27 protein-coding genes and 1 pseudogene are annotated in these 22,869 nt (G+C 41.7%); 11 read left to right on the plus strand and 17 right to left on the minus strand.

The features are described from left to right. Position 1 precedes the first annotated feature (1 nt). The 9 genes from V7K25_RS24560 to V7K25_RS24600 all read right to left on the minus strand — a co-directional run bounded on the left by V7K25_RS24560 (position 2) and on the right by V7K25_RS24600 (position 7,967). Positions 2-2,341, minus strand: coding sequence for a hypothetical protein (locus tag V7K25_RS24560; RefSeq protein ID WP_335161441.1), 2,340 nt, complete (start codon positions 2,339-2,341; stop codon positions 2-4). Further along, entirely contained in the window at positions 2,334-2,876 is a 543-nt protein-coding gene (locus V7K25_RS24565; RefSeq protein WP_335161443.1) for a hypothetical protein, read from the minus strand. Before V7K25_RS24565 ends, V7K25_RS24560 begins: the two co-directional genes overlap by 8 nt. A gap of 1 nt (position 2,877) precedes the next feature. Continuing rightward, entirely contained in the window at positions 2,878-3,420 is a 543-nt protein-coding gene (locus V7K25_RS24570; RefSeq protein WP_335161445.1) for a discoidin domain-containing protein, read from the minus strand. Next, positions 3,407-3,766: a hypothetical protein gene (locus V7K25_RS24575; RefSeq protein ID WP_335161447.1), complete on the minus strand. Its 360-nt coding sequence runs from the start codon at positions 3,764-3,766 to the stop codon at positions 3,407-3,409. Before V7K25_RS24575 ends, V7K25_RS24570 begins: the two co-directional genes overlap by 14 nt. Beyond that, entirely contained in the window at positions 3,756-4,085 is a 330-nt protein-coding gene (locus V7K25_RS24580; RefSeq protein WP_335161449.1) for a hypothetical protein, read from the minus strand. Before V7K25_RS24580 ends, V7K25_RS24575 begins: the two co-directional genes overlap by 11 nt. A 323-nt stretch (positions 4,086-4,408) precedes the next feature. Beyond that, entirely contained in the window at positions 4,409-7,033 is a 2,625-nt protein-coding gene (locus V7K25_RS24585; RefSeq protein ID WP_335161451.1) for a VapE domain-containing protein, read from the minus strand. A 34-nt stretch (positions 7,034-7,067) separates the two neighbouring features. Beyond that, positions 7,068-7,406: a hypothetical protein gene (locus V7K25_RS24590; RefSeq protein ID WP_335161453.1), complete on the minus strand. Its 339-nt coding sequence runs from the start codon at positions 7,404-7,406 to the stop codon at positions 7,068-7,070. Then, positions 7,403-7,684, minus strand: coding sequence for a hypothetical protein (locus V7K25_RS24595; RefSeq protein WP_335161454.1), 282 nt, complete (start codon positions 7,682-7,684; stop codon positions 7,403-7,405). Before V7K25_RS24595 ends, V7K25_RS24590 begins: the two co-directional genes overlap by 4 nt. A gap of 58 nt (positions 7,685-7,742) precedes the next feature. Further along, entirely contained in the window at positions 7,743-7,967 is a 225-nt protein-coding gene (locus tag V7K25_RS24600) for a hypothetical protein (protein ID WP_335161456.1), read from the minus strand. 96 nt (positions 7,968-8,063) lie between these two features. Between V7K25_RS24600 and V7K25_RS24605 the strand changes: the two genes are divergently transcribed. After that, positions 8,064-8,390 carry a KGK domain-containing protein gene (locus tag V7K25_RS24605; RefSeq protein WP_335161458.1) on the plus strand — a complete coding sequence of 109 codons (327 nt, stop codon included), beginning with the start codon at positions 8,064-8,066 and terminating at the stop codon, positions 8,388-8,390. A gap of 78 nt (positions 8,391-8,468) precedes the next feature. On the opposite strand, the gene V7K25_RS24610 is transcribed toward V7K25_RS24605, so the two are convergent. Then, a complete protein-coding gene (locus tag V7K25_RS24610; protein WP_335161460.1) occupies positions 8,469-8,882 on the minus strand; it encodes a hypothetical protein in 414 nt (137 codons plus the stop codon). A 91-nt stretch (positions 8,883-8,973) separates the two neighbouring features. Continuing rightward, a complete protein-coding gene (locus tag V7K25_RS24615; protein ID WP_335161462.1) occupies positions 8,974-9,177 on the minus strand; it encodes a hypothetical protein in 204 nt (67 codons plus the stop codon). 194 nt (positions 9,178-9,371) lie between these two features. On the opposite strand from V7K25_RS24615, the gene V7K25_RS24620 reads away from it, so the two are divergent. From V7K25_RS24620 to V7K25_RS24655, 8 genes are all read left to right on the plus strand, one after another. After that, complete coding sequence (locus V7K25_RS24620) at positions 9,372-9,740, plus strand: hypothetical protein (protein WP_335161463.1); 369 nt, start codon at positions 9,372-9,374, stop codon at positions 9,738-9,740. A gap of 81 nt (positions 9,741-9,821) precedes the next feature. Further along, positions 9,822-10,046 (plus strand): hypothetical protein, encoded by a 225-nt coding sequence (locus tag V7K25_RS24625; protein ID WP_335161465.1) that lies wholly within the window; start codon positions 9,822-9,824, stop codon positions 10,044-10,046. Positions 10,047-10,154: 108 nt separating this feature from the next. Then, complete coding sequence (locus V7K25_RS24630; protein WP_335161467.1) at positions 10,155-10,520, plus strand: hypothetical protein; 366 nt, start codon at positions 10,155-10,157, stop codon at positions 10,518-10,520. Beyond that, positions 10,517-11,764: a hypothetical protein gene (locus V7K25_RS24635; protein ID WP_335161469.1), complete on the plus strand. Its 1,248-nt coding sequence runs from the start codon at positions 10,517-10,519 to the stop codon at positions 11,762-11,764. The genes V7K25_RS24630 and V7K25_RS24635 overlap by 4 nt, the downstream gene beginning before the upstream one ends. After that, positions 11,730-11,975 carry a hypothetical protein gene (locus tag V7K25_RS24640; RefSeq protein WP_335161471.1) on the plus strand — a complete coding sequence of 82 codons (246 nt, stop codon included), beginning with the start codon at positions 11,730-11,732 and terminating at the stop codon, positions 11,973-11,975. The genes V7K25_RS24635 and V7K25_RS24640 overlap by 35 nt, the downstream gene beginning before the upstream one ends. Positions 11,976-12,037: 62 nt before the next feature. Next, complete coding sequence (locus V7K25_RS24645) at positions 12,038-12,391, plus strand: hypothetical protein (protein WP_335161473.1); 354 nt, start codon at positions 12,038-12,040, stop codon at positions 12,389-12,391. Beyond that, positions 12,375-12,770 (plus strand): hypothetical protein, encoded by a 396-nt coding sequence (locus tag V7K25_RS24650; RefSeq protein WP_335161475.1) that lies wholly within the window; start codon positions 12,375-12,377, stop codon positions 12,768-12,770. The genes V7K25_RS24645 and V7K25_RS24650 overlap by 17 nt, the downstream gene beginning before the upstream one ends. Further along, on the plus strand, positions 12,770-13,885 hold the full coding sequence (locus V7K25_RS24655) for a site-specific integrase (protein ID WP_335161477.1): 1,116 nt from the start codon (positions 12,770-12,772) through the stop codon (positions 13,883-13,885). Before V7K25_RS24650 ends, V7K25_RS24655 begins: the two co-directional genes overlap by 1 nt. A 125-nt stretch (positions 13,886-14,010) precedes the next feature. On the opposite strand, the gene V7K25_RS24660 is transcribed toward V7K25_RS24655, so the two are convergent. The 5 genes and pseudogenes from V7K25_RS24660 to V7K25_RS24680 all read right to left on the minus strand — a co-directional run bounded on the left by V7K25_RS24660 (position 14,011) and on the right by V7K25_RS24680 (position 19,762). After that, positions 14,011-15,054, minus strand: coding sequence for a M42 family metallopeptidase (locus tag V7K25_RS24660; protein WP_335161613.1), 1,044 nt, complete (start codon positions 15,052-15,054; stop codon positions 14,011-14,013). A gap of 37 nt (positions 15,055-15,091) precedes the next feature. Continuing rightward, complete coding sequence (locus V7K25_RS24665; RefSeq protein ID WP_335161479.1) at positions 15,092-16,147, minus strand: SGNH/GDSL hydrolase family protein; 1,056 nt, start codon at positions 16,145-16,147, stop codon at positions 15,092-15,094. A 317-nt stretch (positions 16,148-16,464) separates the two neighbouring features. After that, entirely contained in the window at positions 16,465-17,859 is a 1,395-nt protein-coding gene (locus V7K25_RS24670) for an S-layer homology domain-containing protein (RefSeq protein ID WP_335161481.1), read from the minus strand. Between the two features lie 636 nt (positions 17,860-18,495). After that, entirely contained in the window at positions 18,496-18,840 is a 345-nt protein-coding gene (locus V7K25_RS24675) for a hypothetical protein (RefSeq protein ID WP_335161483.1), read from the minus strand. Positions 18,841-19,003: 163 nt separating this feature from the next. Beyond that, positions 19,004-19,762: pseudogene (locus V7K25_RS24680) on the minus strand (N-acetylmuramoyl-L-alanine amidase). Positions 19,763-19,958: 196 nt separating this feature from the next. Here V7K25_RS24680 and V7K25_RS24685 point away from each other — a divergent pair. After that, positions 19,959-20,156: a hypothetical protein gene (locus V7K25_RS24685; protein WP_335161485.1), complete on the plus strand. Its 198-nt coding sequence runs from the start codon at positions 19,959-19,961 to the stop codon at positions 20,154-20,156. Positions 20,157-20,907: 751 nt separating this feature from the next. Beyond that, entirely contained in the window at positions 20,908-21,885 is a 978-nt protein-coding gene (locus tag V7K25_RS24690; RefSeq protein ID WP_335161487.1) for a bestrophin family protein, read from the plus strand. A gap of 352 nt (positions 21,886-22,237) precedes the next feature. On the opposite strand, the gene V7K25_RS24695 is transcribed toward V7K25_RS24690, so the two are convergent. After that, positions 22,238-22,693 (minus strand): hypothetical protein, encoded by a 456-nt coding sequence (locus V7K25_RS24695; protein ID WP_335161489.1) that lies wholly within the window; start codon positions 22,691-22,693, stop codon positions 22,238-22,240. Positions 22,694-22,869 lie beyond the last annotated feature (176 nt).

The following is a 22,869-nucleotide window of genomic DNA, read 5'->3' on the forward strand; positions in this document are numbered from 1 at the left end:
CTCATTCCCCAGCATCAAATAAATCATCAATTGTTGCTACAAGAATATTTGTACTATCAGCTTTTGCTTGCTCTTCTGCCAGAATTGTTTTTGTTGGATCGGGAACAGTTACCCCAGGTTCATATTTAAGTGGATTACCGAGCGCATCTCTAAGCGGCTGTCCATTTTTGTCTTTGGGGTCTTCTTGATTTAGAGATTGCTGTAATGCTGTTCGGGCTGAGTTTACCTCAATTACTGCTTGGGTGACTGCCAAAGGAACCGCTACAACTGCATTGATTGTATTAAGGGCATCCGTCGCACCTGTTAAATGATTAAAAAATTTACCTTGTAGATTAGGCTGTGGATTCATCCATGAATAGGCTCTTTCACCAAGTACACCCCATATTTTTAAAGCATTGCCAACCTTAGCAATATTGCCGCCAATAACTTCCATCCCGGAAGTTATTACTGCGACTGCATTACCTATTGTATTAAAAACATTAGTAGTCGCTTGATAAATTCTATTTGCTAGCGCCCACTCTTCAGTAATTTTTGTATAGTTGGCTTCCCCAATGGTATCTGCAATTATTTCGTGAGCAAGCTTTCCTAATGCATCGCCAATAGTTATAGGCTGTCCGTCGATGCCTTTGGGAGCGATAAAGCTTAAGCATTGGTCGATGACGGTTCCCAATGTTTGAGCGAGGTTATTTGACAACATGAACGCATTGTGGACAGTAACGGCGAATGTGAGAACACTCAAAGCTTTCTCAACATAAGTATTTTTAGCAATTGTTTCAATGAATTGTGATAAACCGCCTGTTACCTGTTTGCCTAACTTATTATTAATTATGTTTAGCAGTGCTAATTGTGCCGCATCACTGAATTTAGAAACGATATCGTAAATTTGTTTTAGCAAAGCAACTATTGGGGCGAATGCCGCCAAGATTGGCGTTAAAATTCTCGCTCTTGTAGTCGTGTGTTGCGTCGTGCTGTTAAGTCTTGTTTGAGTGTGTTGCTGAATAATTAAGGCTTTTAATCCTGCCAAATCGCCTGGGTTCACGTCCTTTCCGTCCTTCCCGTCCTTGCCGGGTAATCCATCTCTGCCATTTCTGCCGGGTAACCCACTAATACCGGGTAATCCTCGCTCACCTTGCCGCCCAGGCGTGCCGGGTAAAGTCACTACTGTTGTTATTCCGTCGCGGCCGGGTATACCTTGAATACCCTGTAATCCTCTTTCACCTTTTGGCCCAGGAATACCCGGAGCGCCTTGTAATCCGCGCAATCCTCTCACTGTTTGATAGAGTGCTAGCACGGTGAGTGCCGTACCAAGTGCTTCTCCTGCTTTACCTAAAGCTTCGCCGCCCAGTCTTAACGCTTTTTGTCCAATGTTTTCAGCTTCTCTAGCTTTTTGATAAGCTGTCGTTGCGTTGTCATTAGCTTGGTTTGCATTGCGAACAGCACCGTCAGCCGTAACTTGAGCTTGCCTACCAATACCGATCGCAATATCTGCTGTGTTTTGTGCCCTCCCTGCTGCTAACCTTGCTGTAGAGGCGGTAAGGTTAGCTGCATCGGCAAGGCTACGCGCATTCACGGCAATTCCTCTTACTTCTGAAATTGAAGCTTCATTGCGGCTTATACGACCTTGAAGACCTAACAACTTACCAAGAACGCCAGATACATCATTACCTAGTGCTTGCACCATATTTTCTACAGCGTCAATGCGGTCGCCAAGAATGCGTAGTGTTTCTAATTGCTCAATGAGTGTGAATATCGTGCCGATGACATTAAATATTTCGACAATTCTACCTGCTAATCTTGCCGTAGCTGATAATGCTTGTTTACTAATTCCTATTGCCTCTGCTGCTTTTACAATGGCTTCACCAACAGTACTTTCAAGCTTAGAAATAGCGGCTCCCAATTGTCCTAGCCTACCTTTTATCCCTTCAACAATTCCTTTTAACCCTGATATTTCGCCTGTTGCATTAATGGCAGTTCTAGAAGCTATTGCAGAATCACTAATTGCTTTTGCTGCCGTTCCTTCTGCTGTAGCAGCTTTAGCTTTTGCTAAAGAAGCTGCAATTTCAGCATCAGAAGCTTTAGCAAATCCTTTTTCGGCTAATCCAAAAGCCTCAGAAGCTTTATTAACAGCATTTTGAATTTTTGGTTGAAGAGGAGTAATTAACCCTGATGCAATTGCTGTTGCAATTCCGCTTGCAATTGCTGGAATTTGAGGAATTATACTTGCTTCGGAAGCTTTGACTGAGCGATTTACAATTGCATTTTCATCAACTCTAGGAATGCGAGCTATTTCCGCCCTAAGTGCAGCAATTTCTATTGCTAAACTTGCACATGTATCAGCCATTTTTAGACCTCAATTCATTAGTAATAAGGCGAATACTTGTAGCCGTAGCTGCACAATCTAGACAACAATAGCCCGGATATTCAGGAATTTCACATTTACAATATCCATCTGGGCACGATGTACCGCAAGCTACCTTAAAAATTGGGGGTGTGGATGATGAGCTAGAGTCTTGAAATATCTGTTTGCCGCTAACGTCTAGCACTTTTATATAGGCGTTGTAAGTAGATGGAGTGAAAAAAGCACTTCTTATTCTCACGCTTCCAGCTACCGTTGTGGAATCAGTCGATATGACCCTACCCGTAACTGTCTGTAGTGTCCGTCCATTGGTTTCAGGGATATCAGCTTCTGTACCGTTGTAGTGAGCAACGTAAGACTGAGTTATATCGTCATAAGTATCAACCGTCCAAAATCCATAATTCTCACTACCCACTAAGACGTTAATTGGCACGGTGTTGGCTATAAAAGTCATTTTTTCACCGTTGCCATAATGCCAAGTCACAGTAGCCGTTTTATCTTCAAGTTTGCAATATGACACATCAATAACCCCATACCTCAAACTCTGATAAACCGACGTTTGCCCCCGTTCCACCTGTTACGGTGAAGCGTACCCAAGTAATAGTTTTAGGAGGAAATTCAATGACTTTAAATATCCCAGTATCGTCTATACCTACAACGTTGATACTACTACCATCGCTAAAGGTTAGAGTACCTGCATTCGCGGCTTCTGCTGTATTGGGTCTATCTGAAAGTCTTACTTTTGAAACAATTTTAGATATAGAAAAATCAAGTTGAATCCAAGGATTTGATTGTCCTAAAGATGCCCAATCTGTTGCAGCGTTTCCATCAATAGCTTTAGCAGGTGAATACGAATCGCTATAAAAACTAGAAGCTGTAGGAGTTGCGAGGCTTGCAATATTTGTAGCAACTTGTGGTTGTGTTTGCGGAGTACTACTGCCAATGTAAGATTTAAGAGTAGAAGCCTTAATTTTTACTGTAGTGTTTGAGGCAGTATTCCAAGCTAAAAGAAAATCCCCATCTGATAATTGTAAAATCTCTGGGTAATCATTAACTAGGGGCATAGAGGAATGTGATAATTTGATTTGTGATGTATTTTTGGTTGTTTCGATTAGTTGTGAATGGTTGCCAACTAATCATCTTGAGTAAATCGAAGCTATCAGAATTATCAAATTCAATCGCTTGATTATTCTCATCTGTAATTGCTTGATCATTTTCGTCTGTAACTATCCCTTTGAAATTCAAAAGTGCTGTAATCAAGATTGCTGTCAGTAAACTTTCTGCGGTATTGTCTGCTTGAGGATTTAATCTTAATAAGTCAGATTTTTGGATTATGAGAACGTTTGCATCTTGATACACTCTCTTGCCAAACAATTGAGCAGCAGAAAAAGAATATAAATTAGTAGTCATCAGGATCTATTGCTGATGATGTATCAAGCTTGGCTAGGTTAATTGTTAGTTGATCAACCCTATACTTATCATTATTAGCGCCTCGGTTGGTAAAGCTAGGAAATCCATCGCTTATGTATATTGATTGGTCAAGATTACTATCAAAATTAGCTTGAGATAGCGGTTCCTCAGCTTTTAAAAGAATTCCCGTAAGTAAGCTTTCAGCCGTATTGGTTGCCGATGGTGTCAATCTGGGAAGGTCGGCTTTTGTAATTGTGATTGTAGTGCTAGTTTGAGTAGCATTAGCACCAAAAATTTGTTGTAAAGTTGGTTCAGCCATATTTAAAATTAGTGAAATTATTCTAATCTAAGCTAATCTCTAAAGCACCGCCAAGAGTTTTTAAAAATTAGTGTGACAAAAATTAAGTTTTGTCACTTGGGGAGTTGGACAAACAATGCCTGGAGCGGATAGCCTGGGCAAGGTTAATAACACCTAACCTCATTAGATTTGCGATCACACTCCCATCTTTTAAAACGTGTGATCGCATTTTTCATGCAAGGCAATGACGATGCTTGGCTAAACCTTCACCAGCCGTTGCGGGAAGTGCGCCACCCGTGACAACGGGGCACTGAATGCGGATTAGATTTTTAGCCATGTTAAATTCAGCGAACTTTCACCAGCTTCAATTGCTCAGGGTCGAATGGGCCAATAGGAGATTGGAAACCTTTGACTGATTTTCTGAGCCAGTACTGCTCCTTCTCTGCAAAATCCACTATCAAAGCCTTGCCTTTGTGTTCACCGAGTAGCACCTCTACTTCATCACCTCTCAAAAACTTTGGTTTGCTTGGGCACAGATCGCTGTAGAGCAATCGCGGTTTATTAATTGGATCACCAGCGATAATCACATCGGCTTTTTTGACAGAGGGATAAATTTTGGTGACTCGCACTTCTTTGTCTAGAGAGATAGACCAAGCGAACTGACCTACATAGAATTCCTGCTGAATGATATTTTCTATGAAATTTGGTTCTTGATCTCTCTCAAAAATTTTCTGGAAAGTTGGTTTTTTCACTGGATCTACGGGATCAGGCTGTGAAATTATCGGCTGTAGTTCTTGCTGTGTATTGTCTGTAGGGCTGATCCCATAGATTAGAGTATTATTTAATACCGTATTTTGTGCTACCTCTGGATTCCCTTCTATTTCGTGGTTACCACCGTCAGGGTAAGTATATTTTAAACTCGTATTATGTGCTACGCATTCAGAAGCTGATCCCGTAGATCCAGATGATCCAGTGAAAAAACCAACTTTCTGATTTTTTTTTGTCCACTGTCTCACCCATTTCCCAGATGATCTTTTGCGCTCATCCTCCCACTCTAATCGGTTCATGACAGCACCAATTCTCTTGGATAGTCCTATATCTTGCCTTGCCACTTCTATTTCTAGAACATTGAATAACTCAGGAAGTGTCACCAAATCTTTGCCTTCGAGGTACGCTTGGATTTTCTCAAGCCAGGGGTCAACTACCTGGAAATCCTTGTTTAGTTCTTCCCTGAGTTCCTCCTGCTCTGAGGACAGCTGCCATTTCTCCCCAGTTTTGTAGAGTGCGTAGGCGGCGGCCCAAAGTAAATCTCTCTCGGCGGCTACCTGATCAACTGGAATCGCACCTTTAACAGGCATTACCCAAAATCGACGGCTGCCTGTGGGGTCAGCAAGTATCTGTTGCTCGTTCGTAGTGCCCACCAAAATAGATCGGCGCGGATACTCCTTTACGGTTCGAGCGTAAGGAGTTCTGAAGCTATCGGTTTTAGTGGTGATGAATTTCTTCAGGGCACTGACATCTTTTTTCTTGTAAACGTTCTCAAACTCAGACCACTCAAGACACCAGAAGTTGTGAAGCTTCATTCTCTCGTCTTTTTCGTTGGCATCTCCCATGTCATCGGAGAACCAATCTTCACCAAAGAGATTTCGCCAAAAAGTACTCTTACCTATTCCCTGACGTGGGTTAACAAGGATAGGCACAGATTCAACCCTGCATCCAGGTTGCTTAATTCGAGCAACGGCTGAGATAAGAGTTTTCTTCATATATATATTGTGTAGTTCGTTGTCAGAGCCAAAATAACGGGTGGCTAGATTGTCTAGGATGCTTGTGTCTACGTCTGGGTAAGCTTGAGCAACATTCTCTAGATAATCAGCAACTGGATGATAAGATTTCTGGCTAGCAAGCATACTGACTATTGCCTGAGCATCCCCAATTGGTACAGCTTCCTCGAATTCGAGAACCATGTGTAGGCGAATTTGGTCTAGGTCAAGGGCTTGCCCTGCTAATTCGATGTGGTTTTTCATCTGGTTGAGGCGTAAACCATCTCCCCAGCCGTCGCGGATAATTTCAAATTGGCGTTTTAGTTTACATTTGGTTTGCTCGCCATCCTCTAATTGTTGCTTGACCCATTCTTCTTCAAGGTGTTTACGCCACTCCTCGATGGTTTTAGCGTTCTCTACTAGCTTGTCGAATTCTTCTTTGCCGTTTTGACTGATAAAATCGTCCATGCCTTTTAGCTCTCCGGGTGGAAGTTCAATGATCATGACTTTGGAACCGGTAGCTGATAAATCCTTGGCCATTCCTAACATGGCATTCTGTACTGGTTTCTTGACAATCACATCATTGTCAAAGCACAGATAGAATGTTCTGCCATATCCAGCAAATAGCTTGAGTAGCTCGTGCAGTCTACCATTTTTTTTGCAAGTAGAAACACCAGGAATCGATATAGTAGGGTAACTAATTGATAGTCCTGCGCCTGCCTTTTTAGCACCCTCTGTAATGATAATTGGCTGTAATTTATCGGCAATTATTTCTTGCCAAAAGGTAGGGTTTTCAACCTCTAGAAACAACGGCGCGGCTTCATAATCACTTGCTCCTAAGTATTTTCTTAACTTACCCTGTTTATCCAGTATGGGTGTGTCTGGTTTTACTTGAACGCCAAGCAGGGTAGGCTCTCCAGTTTGTGGATCTACACCACGAACTGACCAACAAGGTATCAAGCTATCTGAATGCTTCCACCTTGACTTATTGTTTCTATTCAGAAGTTTGTCTACTTCTGAAGGGTCTTTAATTGAGCTTACATTCTTTGATATTATTTTGTTTCTGACACCGCTAATCATCCACTCATCCCAGTGCTTTTTATCTATATGTTCTGGTATCCCCGTGTTATAATTAGAGGTGTTATTGATGTTTTTATTATTATTTGAAGGGGTAGTTGCTGCTACCTCTTTTTGTTGCGTATCTGTCATGATGTTTACTTCCTTTTTGACTTAGTAATTTTGGTTAAAACGGGTCGATCGCAATTTCAAGGCAGGCATTAATCCACTGTCCAATCTCCCCAACGCTAGAAAGTGAATTGGCTGTTTGGCGCAGCGCTGCTAGTTCGTCGGGGAATCCTCCTGTGGCATCCCAGCAAGGGGCGTTGATGTAATGCTGGCAGTATTCAGCTACGAGGCTGATTTCGTCGGCGGTTAAGCACTGGGTACTAAAGTATTTGAAAACTGCACGGGGCAATTCTCCTGATGTCTCGTCCTTCCAGTTCAGAGGTAAGCCCAGAGGTGGGCGGTAAATGTTAGGTATTCGCTTGGAACGGTAGATAGTTACTTTGATTTCGTTACTCATTGGCGCTTGCCTCTCAATGCTTGACACTCGGCTTTTATCCCAGCAATTATTTCTGAGTCTGTTTCGAGCAATGCGGGTAAAGACTCTAGAATTACTGATGCTATGACGATCGCCTCATGCCGTTCTAGTTCTCGGTCCAGGGTGGAGATGTAATCAACGAATTGGTTTAGCTTGTAGCAGGCAAGCTCTGTGGCACTGTTCAATTCTGGGGGCGCGATCGCAATCCTGTCGCCATAAACCACGATCGCAGCTTTTATCTGTTCTTCCTGTGTACTCATTGGTTATTGGGTGTTGGGTGTTGGGCATTGGGTATTGGGCAAGAGCGATCGCACTCCATCACGCAGCAGTGAAGTCAACGTAATAGCTAGTCCCAACAAAGAATTGAGACGATGCCTGTGGGTTGGTGATTTGGAGGGTTATGTTACCGGCTGGTGTCGCTTGCCAGAAAGTTAGGTTTTCTTCATTGGGTGGGTTGGTGGTTACTGGGGTGAGGATAACTTCTGCTGTCTGGATTTCGTGGTTGAGAATATTTTGCTGACAGGTGAATTTAGCTCTGATCATTGGTTTTATCCTTGGTGGTCTGTGGGAAAGATTAGGGAAGGCGGATGAAGTTCGTAGCTTAATCCGCCATGTCGTTTACGGAATAAGAAAATCGAAATGAATAACCCAGTAGTTTTGACTGGCGATGAAGTAATCAGCATCAATCCAGAGATGAGCTTCGTGAATACTAAGCTTTTGAAGTTTGAGGAGATAGACAGACACATCGGAGAAGCTATAAAGTCGAATTTTCCTAATTACAGGGTTTGGACTGCTCAACTTGCGGGATGTGACGGCGTTGGTGCTGAGGTTCTCCAACCGGGAAAAGATTGGCAGAAGGGGAGGCTAAAACTAGTGATCAGTTATCGTGTGGAATTCACTCCCGACAAAGTGCCTGGGACAGAATCACCGTTAGATGATCTTCGTTCGCAACTCAATCCCGAATAGTCACAGATGCGTCGCCTGCTACTAAGTAGGCGACATATCCATGAATAAGCCGTCCTTGCCAGAATAGGCAGGACGGCTTTATTCGTTGTGTTTGTTATTTCCGTTAGGCGACTCTAACTTCTCTGAGTTGGATACCAAATCATAAATTTCTTTTTCAAGTTCTTGAATAGCGGTTTTAAAGTTTTCCTCTTCATCCTTGGTTTCATCTAGCTTGGATTCTAGTTGCTGTTCAAGTTTTTTGAGATGAGATAGATATCTACCCTCGATCAATTTGAGCCGCTCTAGGATTTTCCCAGGAGGAGTATCTCTGTATTTGTTTGTTCGCCCAAAGGGATTTTCCTTTGAGCTATTAGCCTGATGAGATCCGAGCGGTTCAGCCCCATAGATTCGGCTTGAAGCCTGAATTCTTCCCAGTCCTTCTCGCTGATCCAAAAAGTTGCCCGCATTGAATCTTCTGCTAGTTTCTTGGGTCTGGCCATTCGCATATACCACAACAACACCCCCATTTTATTGTATGAACGAAACTTTTTCTGTACGAATAGAATGCTTGACAGGTTTCATTCGTACATTATACTAGCATTAGTTATGTCTGAACAAAACTAAGATATACCACCCCAAACCAGGCAGAGATAGCAGCCTGCCAGCACTGAGCGAACACCAAAGACCTGCTAGGGGAAACCGACAACTGACAACTGCATTCACCCGTAAGTCGTAGCGTCGCGGGGTTAGCGGTTCCAAGTAAAAAGGCGATGCCCTCTACAAAGCGATCGCCTAGTTCAAATTTCAATTAAGGAGATTGTAGCGCAGCACCAAAAGACCAAAACATCGAAATGCTTATACAGCAATACTTTAGCGAATAGACAAATGTCGTTTTTAAGTCAACACAAGGCACACGTCACCCAATATCGAGGTACATATCACCTACTATCGACCCACTTATGAGGCACACATCACCCACTATCGAGGCACACGTCACCCACTATGACCGACCAACAGACCACAGATCGAGCCACTACTAACGGTAAATCAGCCAGTAATGCTGAAGCTAAAACCAGAAGACCGAGACAGTGGAAAGAGATGGCAGACGATCCGCTCTCCGAGGGGTTCGATTCTCACCAGGCTGAGTACGTAGTAGGGAAAACTCAGGTAATATTTGAAACCTTGTCAACTGGGCAACTATTCTCTCGAACAAAAACAGGGAAAACCCTTTACGTAAAGCTTAACGACGGGCGGGCGGTTTGCCTTGACACTCGTCAACCCATCGAAGTTAGTCCAACAAGGCGAAAGACTTTGCCTTGCTGGGTCGTAACCATTTTCAACAGCACCACTGCATCAAAAGTTGATTATTAGGGCGGCCGCCATCCGCACAGATACGCGATCGCCCACAGAGATTAGTCTCCGCCTACGAAAACTAAACATCACATTGATTATATGACTGAACAACCAAATCCCAGTAACGAAATTCACCGCGTAGGCTTCCCAGAGGGGCAGCTACTAGGCAATGGTGCAACTGAAGAGGAGTGCGCCGAAATCTCAGCCGCCTACCTCCAAGGAAAATCACTACCCGCCAGTGATAACGAAGTTATCAACCGAATATCAGACAAACTCACCGAAACAAGCGGTTACGGCAAGTACAGCGATTGGGGGGAAGAGTGAATCAAGTAAGCATTCTTATTTGCATCATTGGCGCTCTAATCATTGCGATCATTACCCTGTGCAAGCCGGAGGGTAGCCGCCCTTTCTACCTCAAAATCGAGGTGCAGTATGGCAGATGAGCAAAAAATTGTAGTTGAGCTTCCGAGCGAAAGGGGTGGGTATTCCCCAGTCGCTAGTACAGCAGAACCATCACGGCTAGAGGAATTCAGGAAGGGATGGATTCAGGCGATCGCACTGCCAGACAATCTGCCGGATTTGGCTTATACCCTTACTTCTACAGTGGCGATTCCGGCTTTATTAAGTAGTTGCTGGGTAAGTATACCCATACCTGGTTTTATCCGCCTGGGGGTGTTGGGGGTGTTAGCGATCGCTGGAATTTTCACACTTTACCTGCGGCAAGTAGTGCCAGAAATCAAAGATATTCTGCTGTTACGGGTTGGGTTGGTTGCAGTGGGGGTATTGCTAGGGATATGAGCAGTGATTTACACCCATCCCAATTGCACCAGCACTTGCAGATGTACAGCCGCGCCAAGTGGTCATGCTGGAGTAGTTTAGCTGTCAGCTGTGGCTTATTGTTCCTGGGGGCAAGCCAAAAGCAGGAGTATAAGCCGTGGATGTTGGGTGCGTCGGTCGCTACTTTAGAAGTCGGTCGCAGACATCGCCAAACAGCTAAACTTCTTCTTGAATCACTCGGCGATATCGACCGAGCATCACGGGTAAATTTCCAGGCGTGGGCAAGAGCCAATACTCAACCGACAGCACAGTTAGCGCTGACTGTTGGCACTCTTGACACCAATTGGCAACCAGAGAACTTAATCACCGATCCAGTTGAGTACATCCAGAAAAAGCAAAAGCACGTTGCTTTAGTCGGTGGCACGGGCGATGGGAAATCAACCTTTACCCAGTATCTATCCTCTAAAATTGGCGGTCGTGTAGTCGTCTATGACAGCGACGCTAAACCGGATGATTGGGCATGGCTGGATCAATCTGATGTCATTGGCAGAAAAGGAAATTTCAAAGCCATCGACACCGCGATGGGTAATGACCTCAAAACCTTAGAGGAGCTTGTAGAGCTTCGCGGAGAGGGGGGAGATAACGCGATCGCAGGTCGTGAGAGATTCCTAATTGCTGAGGAGTTCCCAATATTAGTAGATGAGTGTGACCACGCCGCTACCTGGATAAAACGCCACGCCAAACGGGGTAGGCGATACAAGCAGTTTATTTGCGCGTTAGCTCAAAATGACACGGCTGAAAATTTCGGCTTACAAGGTGATAAAGACACGCTCTACAGCTGCTTCTGTCTCGTGCGTTTGGGGCAGTTTGGGCGTGACCACGCCAAGACTAAACTTAAAGATCCTCAACTAGAGCAGTGGTTGAAAGCTGGTGGTAAAAGGCGGTTTATGGTCGATGACCAACCCTGTGAGCTTGACCTGAGCAACTGGGGAGCAGGGGGCATGGTGCAGCCGGAAAACTCCGGCGGGGGAAATGAGGAGGTGCGATCGCCTCAAGACCTTAATGAATACGAGCAAATCATCGTCACTTGGGGACAAGAGCATCCAGGGGAGATTTTGAAGGCCCGAGTACTCCAGCAAGCAAGCCAGCAATTTAAGAAAGACGACCCTGAGAACATCAGGATTCTCTTTCAATCCCTTGCTGACAAAGGCTTGGGGGAAGTGGTAGATAGTGGCGATCGCCTCGGCTGGAGGTGGTCAAAGTAATGCCTACAGTTTGCCTACAGTCTATCTACAGGCTGTAGGCAACGCTTTAGAGCTAAATTACAGCTTGAATAAGCGCCACTTGGGTGGAAGTGTCGATGCTCACGACATCGGCGATAACTACTCAAGAGTGCGTCTACACAATCTACAATTTTTTAGCGCCAAATTTTCGGCTGTAGACGCTAAAAATAGCCGCCAGAGAGGATTTTGGTGACTGTAGACAAATTTTCTGGGGTTTAAAAAACTTAAAAAATTCAAACAATTGTTAACTCTGCGATGTCTCAAGCAAATTGTCCTCGATGCGATTCTACGCGACTGCAATATCAAGAAAATTATGGTTACTGGGAGTGTGACGACTGCGGTCACACTTGGGCATTAGATGCTGACGATCCAGATTATGACGAATTACCGATCTGCCCCAAATGCAACTCGTCTAGTATTACCCTAGATCCGATTTTTGGGTATTACAAATGCTCAAGCTGTTTTACTGCCTGGGTCAACGACGAAGACGACCCAGACTTTTTATTTGGGTGTTCCCATTGCGGCTACCGTTTTTTGGAATGGAATTTCGTTAGTTATTTTCTATATTGTCCAGCTTGCAAGCATTACAGTTATGAACGAATTAAATAAACAGCTTTGTTCACTAGCTGAAAACTACATAGAAAATTCTTACTACCGCGTTGGCAATTGTAGCTATGCCTGGGAGGAAAAAGACTATCGCAGTGACGATTTAGACGGAGATATTGTATGCGGTGAATGTCCCCCCAGTGATGCTGACCATTACTCATGGTGGGAAATTGTTTCTTGCGAAATTGAAAGCAGCGAACTTGACGATCGCAACGACGAAACCGGGGAATATTCTGTAACGGTTAAAGCGTGGGTGGCTGTTAGTTCTGGTGATGAGGAGGAGGAGGTTGACAAGAGCGTAGCGCCTGACCTCCGCACCATTTACGTGCAACTTGACCGTGATGAGGAGGGCGATTTCTGTGTCGTTGGAACTGAAGAATAATGATTGAACAACGAATTAAGGAAGCGAATGGACGACTAAAAAATAATTATTGTGGACTAAGAATTGAGCAAATAGGGGGGCGGCTTTATCTTCGCGGGACATTACCTCCTAAACCCTTGTCCGGGAAGAATAAACCCCATAGACAGCGAATATCTGCCGCAAATGCTAATCAAGATGGGGTAAAAATAGCGGAAAGGTTGGCAAAAAAAATTAGCGTTCAAATGGACGCTAAAACCTTTGATTGGGCTGACTACAAGGAGGAACAGGAACTAGAAATCAATATCAAAAATATTAAAAATTGGATCAACGAATTTGAACAAGACTATTTTTCTAGGAAGGAGCGAACATTTAAGACTGAAACAACATGGAGAGTAGAGTACCGTGCAGTATTTAAGTTTCTGCCGCTAGAAGACGAATTAACAATTGAGAATTTAAAATCAACAATTATAAATTATTCAAAGCCGGATACTCGTATTCGCAAGCGTTTCTGTCAATCATTAAACCTATTGTCTAAGTTTGCTGGACTGAATTGTGATTTTTCAAATTTAGTGGGAAATTACAGTTACAGCAGGCGAGAACCGCGCAATCTGCCAACTGATAAACAGATTCAAGATTTTTATTACCAAATTGGTAGTGACCCCTGGCGATGGATTTACGGAATGATCGCTACTTATGGATTAAGGAATCATGAGGCATTTTTTATTGAGCTAAATTCCCTAAAAAATCCTGACCACTCGATAAAAATTACTCAGGGTAAAACTGGATCGCGTAAAGTGTGGCCACTGCATCCTGAGTGGGTTGTCACTTTTGACCTGACTAGTCCCAAAGTCCCAGGCATAAACTTAAATCGTCCCAATACGGCAATAGGCAATGTGGTTACACGACATCTCAGGAGAAATGAAAATATGCCGTTCAAAGTTTATGACTTACGCCATGCTTGGGCAGTGCGATCGCTTGAATACGGCATTGATATTTCATTAGCTGCAAAGCAAATGGGACATGGATTACAAGTTCATAGCAATTTGTACCATTCTTGGATTAATGAGCAAGCACACCAACGTGCTTTTGAGCTAGCCATTAACAAGAGCGATCGCCCACTTCCACCATTGTTATAGTGTTTCGTAATCAGCAGGCCGTGGGTTCAAATCCCATCATCGGCTTTTGTTAAAGTATTGCTCAACACTAAAGTTTGACATAAATCAAGCATTTAGCCAAATGGGTGTAAATGAGTTTTGAAACTTCACTCAAACTCAGTTTCGCAGAAAGCTTTTAACAAATCGATACAATTAGCGATCGCTCCTAAATGAGCAATTTCATATCCATGTGTATTTTGGGTGGGAAATGCCAAACAAGCAGCACGCCCAACATGTCCAAATTTCATCGCAATCGAAGCATCACTACCAAATCCATTCAGAGTTGTGAATTGTATTGGCATATCGAGTTGCTTGGCACTATAGCGCAGTTGTCCATTTAGCCCCTCATCATATATCCCATAAGCATCTTGAGATAAAAGTACAGGACTTTCCCCATCTTTAACAGGATATTCCTCAGATAATGGACAAATTTCTAAAGCAATTAAAGCATCCAAAGGCTGATTTTGGGTGAAAAATAGCGCCCCAATTGCCCCCACTTCTTCTTTTGCTGAAGCCACCAGATAAACATCAACAACTGGCTGTTTCAGGTTTTCAGCCAAAGCTAGCAAAATCGCCACAGAGGCTTTGTTATCCAAGGTGTAACCAGCAATATGATCCTTTAACCGAATTGGATGCTTGCGATGCTTGCCGATCACCATTCTAGTTCCAGGTCGAATGCCAGCTGCTTCCAATTCAGCAGATGTGAGCTTCGTTTCAATCCAGGCATTTTCCCACTTAACAGTAGTATCTTCCTGCTGCACTTTTTGGGGCGATTCGTGAGAAACATGGCGAGAACCAAAGCTGAGAATACCGTTAATGGTTTCATTATCTCCCAGTAAATCGACAACGCCTTCGCCATAAACCCACGGGAAAGAACCGCCGAGTTTGCTGACTTTCACACGACCTTCATCACCGATATTCTTGACAATTGCGCCAATTTCGTCTTTGTGTGCGGTGATGGCAATTGCTCGGTCTGGAATTTTCCCTGGAATTTTCGTAATAATATTATCGGCGCGATCGCACCAGACTTCTACACCCAGCGCCGCAAATCGTTGCATTAAGAACTGGTTAATTTCAGCTTCTGCACCACTAGGAGAATGGTGCATGATTAATTCTTCAATAATTTGAAATAAGCGATCGTAATCCCACATCAATACAGTTAGTTCAGTTTTCAACTGTTATATCAGACTATTGTGCATCAACAACCCGACCTGCTGATACAAGTGCTGACCTTTTTTGTTGACGCTTCAGCACTCCTACTGCACCAAAAGCACCAAGGGCTAAAATTCCCAAGTTTATCGCAGGTTCCGGGACAGACTTAGCCTCAATCGCCGCCAGTGCAGTATCTGCTACTAACTTTTGAACGCCTGTTGTTGGATGTACAGAGTCAAAGAACAAATAATCGTTTGGTTGAGGGCATACACTGATGATTGTCTGAAAATTTCCGACTACGCAAGGGTTAACCACATCTTGAAACCCAAACTTCCCTGGATTTGCTTCTACTTGATTAAATAGGGAGAACACATCCACAGGGATCAGATTCAAATCCGAGTTACTGCTAAATTTGCCTAGTTCCTCTGCCAACCTCTTGTTATGATCATTTGTCAAAGCAGTCAAGTTGCTAGATAGACCTGTAGCCGATGCAAATGGAATCTTGCCCAAATCAGGCAAGTTAAAGACTAAAATATTTTTTGCGCCAGATGAGGCAAGTAACCCTACTGCATCTGATAAATTCTGGACTGTTTGAACCGTATTGGTAGCTTGACCAAACACATAATCATTTGCACCTCCCCATACAGCATAAAGAGCATTTGGATCAAGCTTCTGATTGCCTTGTAGAATCGGTTGCGTCAACAAGGCGACTTGCTCTAGTACTCCCGGTAACGGCGCACTAGGAACAACAGCATTACCCTGACCAGAACTAGCGCCGCCCACAGCAAAATTAATACCTTGATTGGGAATAGTAGGATTTGAAATCAAGTATGGGGTAGGATTTAATCCTAGCTGATTTCCCAGGTAGTCTACCCACACCCGATCATTAGAAAAACGTCCTTGAAAATAGGGTGGATATTGGGGAATGGCTGTTTTCGGAGTGACTAAACCATTAGTAGCAGTGAAAACATTGCCAGTATCAGAAAGACTGTCGCCAAATACATAAAATTTGGAAAAACTTGCAGCACTTGCTTTGAGCGGCAACATGAAAGATAACAGAACAAATCCTACTGCTATAGCTTGTTTTTTCATCTTCGTTTTGCCTGTGGTATTTTTAATTTGTTTAAAAGTAATGAGAGGGCAATAGTCTAACAACTTGTCTTTTGACTTATTTCAAAACAAAGTACGCCTATTGATTAATTTTCGTTGTTTTACTTAACTATTCCTCAAAAATTCATTAAACACAGATAAAAACGCTGAAAATACTTAGATTTACATTTTCTTGATAAAAAATAGCTGTATTACAAAGAAATGGCAAAATTTACATGCTAAAGCGTGGAAATTGCCCACTTTTATGCTCTCTACAGATTAACCGCAACACAATAGTCTAGTTCATCCTAGGCATCGCTTTAACTTCGCTTTAATTTCAAAGCCTCAGTAGCCGATACACCCTCACCCTGACTGCCGAAATACGACAAAGCTATAGCAGCCTCAGCACGAGTTACTGGTTTTTTAGGTTGAAACAGAGTCGTATAACCAAACACCCGCCGAATATTCGATTGTTCGCCGTTCTGGTAATCAGCCAACACTGCTCTTAAAGCCTTGGGGTCAATTCGCGCCGCGTCTTGGAAACCCCAGGTTTGTTTAACTGTATCCAAGTTAGCAGAGGGTAAAGCTTGACGACTATCTAGAGGCAATTTCCACAGCAGCAACTGTTCCCGCGTGAGAGGTGCATCAGGACGAAACAAAACTACTGTAGAATCTCCAGACAAAGGACTGGGAATTAACCCAGCTTCGGCTAATCCCTGAATTACTGGAAAATCAGGGTCTTTTGCGGACACATCACTAAAAACTGGTTGAGTACTTTCTGATGCCAAGCGAATTTGTTTGGCTGGATTGCTGGTATATATGGCATTGTTTGCAGCAATTAGCCAACGAGCGTATTCTCGATGTGTGATTATTTTACTGGGTTCAAATTGGTTACTTGTGGTAGTAGAGTTGCTCTTAGCTGTCTTTGGTTCTAAAGACAAAACACCTAATGCAGCCAAGTCTTGGATATGTTGCCGCCATTCTTGCGGTGCCTTATTCAGATCGTTGAATTCCTGAGATTCAGGTGTCGCTGTAGAGATTGTTTGGTTATTAGCCGTGCTTGGTGGCTGTACTACCAAGTTTGCAGGTGGTACTGGGCCAATGAACTGGGAATTTCCTGGTTGAGGAACGGCGTTAGTAGTTTGGTTAGGATTTGTAGTTGGGGTAGGTTGTGCCGTTGCAATACTATTTGGTACGTAATCAATTAGTAATTCGGTGGCTGTTTGGGGTTGATTTGGTGTAGCGTTAGTAACTGATTTAGGCTGAATGGAAACCTTCAACAGCAAATCGTTACGACGTGCCTCGAAGGCACCTCCCGCATCATCTGTTGGCTGTTGCAAAATCTGCCAGTTATTTGTTTGAAACTGGCTACTATAAAAGCTAGCAATAAAGTTACTGGGGTCAGAACTCAACCAACGAGTTGAGACTCTGTTTTCTGAGCCGCTAGCAGGTGTCACTTCCTGTAGTTTGGCATTGGAATATAAGGGGATATCTTTGGGAAAATCAGGTGGTAACTGAACTGTTGATTCGTTCTGCTGTGCTTGTGGTTGGTTACTCTGAGATTCTCCAAAGACAACTGGATTGCTTTGCAGTTTCGGATCTGCCGCCAAAGATTCCTCAAGGTTTTTGGCAACTGGACTGTTAGCACAGGCCGTTAACGAAGTCAGTAGAACAGCCCAAATTAGAAATATAGCTGGACGTTTACAGGGAAGCACAGGAAATCACAAATTGAGTTTCAATTCCTACCCTAGCGCAGACTGTTCATTAAATGGGAATGAAGAATGGGCAATGGAATATTCAAACAAACCCATTTCCTCTGCCTTTATGCTTCTCTACGTCTTAAATATCACCAAAGGACAATATTAATTCACTATGTCCTCTTGGTAAATCTCTCTTTTGGTGAAGATGATGATATCTATTTGTTTTAGCTAAAAATGAGTAAACGGTAGCTTTTGCTACCGTATTGTCTTTGTATTACAGCCATTAGGTTTGATAATTCCCATGCTTATTTATAGAGTTCCCTAAAATTCTGGCAAACTAACATTTTGCGGAAAAAATATAAATAAATCTGAAATAGGTGCTATATGAGAGTTTTGTGATTTGGATGCTCTCAGCTCACAGGGATTATGGCAGGTTAAGGAAGTTTTTGGTAAAAAAATCAAGTTATTTTCTTCCCCTATCTCCTCTGCTTACCTTCACCCATCATTTTTGGGTTGGTCAAGTACTAAGGTTTGCAGAGTGGTGAAATCTAACGCATCAGATCACTAAGAATTAGCTCCTCACTGGTGGGTTAATTTCAAAATGAATATGATTATCGTAACCACTCAGATAAATACAAAGTCTCTCTCCAATTAGCTGTTGATCGTTGAAAAAGACTGTCCGTAACAACTTTTGCTTATCAATAGACTTGAGAATAGCTCGTGCAGCATCTCGATCGTATTCAGTTTGATTGCGTCAAATAGTCCTCTGTCTCTGTCTGCACTGTTAGAATTACCTACCCATGTGTAGGCTAGCTCATGCAATTGAGCCTTTATAGCCTTAACGTCATCAGCTTTATTGACTCCGCCAATTCCCACACTACCAGCGAGTTTAATTACCTTCGCTCCTGGTAAACTGGATGCTGTAGGTTGTTGAGTGTTCATTATTGCTAAATCTTTCTTGAAATAATTGCTGGCTAAATCATCTAGTAATGACATATATTTGCCTATTAAAAAGCTTTTTGCATACCCATTTTTTTATAGAAATAGGGAATTCCTATGTTGGCAAATGAATTAGATTTTAAGAAGAATTCAGGAGTAAGAAGTTAGAATACACAACTGAATTTTGACTCCTGGCTCCTAAATTATGCTTGATAAATAGCTAATCTTTTTCTATAACTTTGCTGTATCCAGCAAAAAGAAAATGCTCGTTTCGGTTTACTTTTGTTTTATCAGGCCACTTAACCCAATAATGGTTTTCCTCAAAACGGACATCTAAAATAGGGTAACTCCCTGGCTCAATATCGAATAGAGATTCTTTTGGTAGCTCTGATGCCTGTTCTGTAGAAGGCTTTAAAACTGTTTTTGTTGTAACTTGTAAAATGTAACTTTTATCAGGTTTAACTTCATCTTTTGACTCACCAATTAATCCATCTTTAATTGCTTCGGCCATTTTTTCGGCATCAAAGCGATCCATATCTGTTTTAGAGTCACAGAAGCAGCACTCAATTAAAATAGCTGGCATTTGTGTATTCTTCAGAACAAAGAAACCTGTATTTTTAACCCCTCTACTATGAAAACCAAGTTTAACAATCTCTTTAAGAACTGATTGAGCAATACCTTGTGATGCATTACTAATGGCAAAAACTTCTGTGCCATTGGCTATACCGTTGAATTTATTAAAATGAATCGAAATATAGACATTAGCGTTATTGGCATTCGCCTTATTAGTTCTTTGTCTTAGAGAATCGGTTACACTGCTAGCGCTTGTAGGAGTGCAATCAATAGCAATATGACCTGCTGCTTTGAGTTTTTATATCAATTGTGTCCCAACTGCTTTAGTTAAAGCATCTTCTTGTTTTATACCTGTTGCTCCTGTATCTGGAGGGCAATTATGCCCCATATCAATACCAAATTTCATAGCGTTGATGTCCTTTTTGTCACTTTAGAGGTACGGTTTAACTTACTATACTGTATTAATTATTAACCCAAGTGCGATCGCTCTGTCAGTGACATAAAGTAAGTTTTTAGTGTAAAGAAATGTAATATTTAACGCAAAAATCCCATTAAAAACAGAAATCTCATAAGTTCAAGCTATAAATAAAGCAGGCTAACCCATGACGGCACAAGAGTCACTGAATCTAGCCGATAGTCTTTTATGCTCTATTTTTGAACAAAGACTCAATGAGGTTCAATCTCTAGTTTTCCTGGAAAGTTACCTGGGACTGACCTATGCGGAAATTGCGGTGTACATAAGTTATAAACACGACTACATCAAACAAGCCGATTCTCAGTCGTGGCGATCGCTTTCTTAAGTAGTTGGTGAAAACGGTTGTAAAAAATGTGCAATCTATTTTGCCTCGCTACCAGCAGTATCAAAGTAGTAATAATTAAAGATGATGTTTACGAGGGGCTACGCAGTTAGGCGTTTCAGACTAATATTCTCATAAAGGTTAGCGATCGCCACCATACCTACTTATCTGGTAATTAAAGATTGTTGTCATAAATTTGATGAATCTCGGATTTTAATCTCTACATCTCTATCACTGCATCAAGATGCAATCTTTTAATTTGCTTCTCAAATTATGGTGCTATTTCTAGCATGATAGAACTTAATTCTTGATTGAAGTTGTGCCCTCTCAAGCTCAAGACAAATAAAGCATAAATTAACAACTAAATCGTCAGCGCTCTATTTTTGAAAAATTTTAGACATAACAATTTTTAGGATATTTCATTATTTTGTGCCTTGTAAGTGAGAAAAAGTGAGTATTTACTTAAATAAATCTAAATTTAGCCTAATTATTTCATAAAACAGTTAAATACCACGAAATTTAACCAATATAGCCATAAAAACAAGTTTATGGCGAAGAATTAAAAGACAGTCATAAATTTACCTACCTAAAGATGGTTCACAGAAAAAAATTTCAATGTTAATTTATGTTAATTATAGTTGGACGACGGTCGCTATCTGGAAACATAAATTTTTCACCTATGTTGGTTAAGCAAGATAATTTTAGCTCAAAAAAATTAGTTTGCTAATTGCTCTAATCATAAAATCTTACAAATATGAAACGACCTAACTATTTTCAAAATAATTCCAAAAACACTTTAATAGAAAAGTATCACCTTTACAAAGGCGAAAAATTGAATTGGTTTCAAGTAACTCTTCGCCTTGAAAGGTCAATTATTTCTATCATTCTTCCTTGGGTAGTTTTGTGTACTGTCTATGGTATTTTTATATCATGTTTATATCATTTAGGATTACCAATAGCATTCGCAGATTCAAACAGTATTATTACTAATGCTGTTTTAAGTTTTAATATTGGTTTCACATTACTATTAGTTTTTCGGACAAATACAGCCCATGATAGATTTTGGGAAGGTCGTCAACTATGGGGATCTTTAGTTAATACATCTCGTAACTTAACTCGTGGAATTTGGATAATAGTTAAAGAGAAAACACCGCAAGATAAAGTAGAAAAAGAGGCAATGCTTCGGTTAGTAACTGCTTTTGCATTTGCAATGAAGTTACATTTAAGATCATCACCTTTAGACACTCAGTTAGCATCGTTAATATCTGAAAAACAATATTTTCAACTCCAAAATACTAATCATCCTCCCCTACAAATTGCTTACTGGATAGGAGATTACTTGCAGTATCAACATGATCGGAATTGTCTCAATGTCTATCAACTGACTACTCTACATAACTGTGTAGATGATTTAGTAGATATTTTAGGTGGTTGTGAACGTATTTTAAAAACGCCATTGCCTTTGATATATACTATTAAACTCAGACAACTGTTATTAATTTTTTGTCTGATCTTACCTTTGGAGATTGTTAGTTTGTTGAATTGGTGGACTGGTATAGCAATGGCTTTTGTAAGTTTTACCTTATTAAGTATTGAACAAATTGGTTCAGAAATTGAAGAACCTTTCGGGTTTGATCCCAATGACTTACCTTTAAATGCGATTTGCAATACAATCTCAAGCAATGTTGAAGAATTAATTAGGCTAGCTTCTAATAATGTTCGTTCTTCTTAAATTTATAAACAAGTTTTACCAGATAAATTGCTGATGAGATGAGAGAAAATTTATCTTTCCTTAAGAATAGATAATACTTGGGTTAAAATGCATAAACCTAGCCTGCCTGCACTTTTCTACAAGAGGCAGTATATAGCTTGCTTCCACAAAGCAGTACGGCAAGCTCAATGACCATTGTAGACATCGCTTAATAAATGTTTCGCCAAGCTTTCACTGTTACTTTGCCAATTTCGCTATCAACAGTTTGACCACCTTCCAAGACTAGTCTGATATTTAAGTTCTCATCGGGAGCATTTTTCAAAGCAGTGGCTAATTCTTGACTGACAGTAAAAGTGCCGGTTGAACCGTCTAATTAAAAAACTTTTTCCCTGATTTTAAGCAAAAGTTTATCGACTTTCTTGGTAGTGACAAACCTAAGAAATTCAGGTCTAGGATACACACGGCCTGCGGTGTAGAAAGGAGAGCTTGCTTCACCCGAATTTACAGTTACAAGAACTCGAATACTTGAAGGAGTCCACAAACTAATAACTTGCGTTGAACCCTCACGGAACAAATAGCCATCTAAGGAGTTGCGGTCAAAAACCCCAAGAAACTCCCCTTCAAAAGGGTCAACGATTCTCACGGCTTTCGACCAAGGCACATCCATATCGGGGGACAATCCTGCTGATTTGACTATTGGTAAATCATTTGATGCTTTGGCAAGGCTAACTACCTCTTGAACAGTGAATGCAGGACAAACTTGGGGTGAAAGTACAGCCAAGATAGTCCCTAAAAAAAGAACTGGAATTGTCTGCGGTAAGTTCATCATTAATCAGGGGTATAATCTTCAAAAAGAATAATCGGACAGTCTTTATTAGTCATCCCCCGCAAGACTTTTGTTTGCTATGAAGCTTTGACAATTTAGCAAATTCTAGTGTTTTGGGGCAATCTCTTAACTCGCCGCATCCTCTATGAGACGCTTTGCGTAGCTTACTATTAATAATA

The organism is Nostoc sp. (assembly GCF_036919495.1).
GTDB lineage: Bacteria > Cyanobacteriota > Cyanobacteriia > Cyanobacteriales > Nostocaceae > Nostoc.